At 76.6% G+C, this 1,007-nt stretch carries 1 protein-coding gene; it reads left to right on the forward strand.

Annotation, left to right across the window (positions count from 1 at the left end):
• Positions 1-595 (forward strand): hypothetical protein (locus AC2W7G_RS17110; RefSeq protein WP_485869499.1); only part of this gene is annotated, 595 nt, incomplete at its 5' end.
• Positions 596-1,007: the final 412 nt, after the last annotated feature.

Consider the following 1,007-nt stretch of genomic DNA (forward strand, 5'->3'; position numbering starts at 1 on the left):
CCCGCTGGAGCCGACGGCGCCGCCGCGCGAGCGCCGCTGGGTGGCGCGGCTGCTGTGGTCGATCGTGCTGGCCGCGCTCCTGGTCGCCCTCATCGTCCTGGCCGGGGCGACCCTGCCGCGCTGGTGGGCCGAGCGAATCGCCGACCGCGTGAACGGGTCGACGTCGTCGGGCATCGCCTGGGGCCTGTTCTACGGCTTCGGGTTCACGCTCGTGCCGCTGCTGGCGCTGCTGCTGGTCGGGCGCCGGTGGGGACGCCGGGCGGCGACGGCGATGGTGGTGCTCGCCCTGCTCGTCGCGACCCCGAACTGGCTGACGCTCGCCGTCGTGCTGGGCACCAACGACTCCGCCACGGACGGCCGGGCGCTGATGGAGGCCGACGCCCCCGGCTTCCGCGCCGCGACCCTGGCCGGCGTCCTGGTCGCCGTGGCGCTCGTGCTCGTCGCGTTCGCGATCCTCGGCTCCGCGCGGCGGCGGCGTCGCCAGGTGCACGAGCTGCGGGCCGAGATCGCCCGCCGCGAGTCCGAGCCGTCGCCCGGCTCCACGACGTCCCGGCCGACGCCGCCGTCCGAGCCGGGACCCCGACACACCCCCTGACCTGCCGACCCCTGTCGGTGACCGCACCTAGGTTGCTGGCAGGAGGTCGATGTGAAGCCCAACGCGTACGACGGACGCTGCCACACCTGCGCGGTGGTGGTCCCGGCCGGAGCCGGACGACTGGTGGGGGCCTTCGGCAGCCGCCGCGTCGTCTGCGTCGCCCACGTCCCCACCGCGCCCGAGCGCGGTGCCCACGACGGCTGGTTCCGGCTCCCGCTCGCCTCCCTCGACTTCGAGACCACCGGCGTCGACCCGCACGCCGACCGGGTGGTCAGCTACGCGCTGCTGGGCCCCGCACGGCGAGGACGTGGTCGGCCTGGTCGACCCCGGGGTCGAGGTCCCGGCCGTCGCCTCGGCGGTGCACGGGCTGACCTCCGCCGCGCTGCGCGGCGCCCCGTCCTCCTACGAGGCG

Source organism: Aeromicrobium sp. PFPM2_SD2, assembly GCF_057364525.1.